The sequence below is a fragment of the Pseudomonas sp. PS02288 genome (genome assembly GCF_029959715.1).
GTDB classification, from domain to species: domain Bacteria; phylum Pseudomonadota; class Gammaproteobacteria; order Pseudomonadales; family Pseudomonadaceae; genus Pseudomonas_O; species Pseudomonas_O kuykendallii.
On the sequence record NZ_JASCPA010000135.1, the window covers coordinates 1 to 315 of the forward strand.

Here is a 315-nt window from a genome sequence, read left to right on the forward strand (position 1 = left end):
AAACCGCGCTGCCGGCCGGGCGTATCCAGGGCGAGCGTGGCCGCACCAGCGGGCAGATGCGCCTGTTCGCCCAGGTGCTGCGGCGTGGCGATTTCTACGGCGCACGCATCGACCGCGCGCTGCCGGAGCGCCAGCCCATGCCGCGCCCGGACCTGCGCCAGTACCGCATCGGCCTCGGCCCGGTCGCGGTGTTCGGCGCCTCGAACTTCCCGCTGGCGTTTTCCACCGCCGGTGGCGACACCGCCGCCGCGCTGGCCGCCGGTTGCCCGGTGGTGTTCAAGGCCCACAGCGGGCACATGGCGACGGCCGAGTTCG

1 protein-coding gene is annotated in these 315 nt (G+C 74.3%); it reads left to right on the plus strand.

The window, feature by feature from the left end; genetic code table 11:
- Positions 1–315: aldehyde dehydrogenase family protein (locus QMX85_RS23385; RefSeq protein ID WP_282344946.1), on the plus strand; the 315-nt coding region annotated here is incomplete at both ends.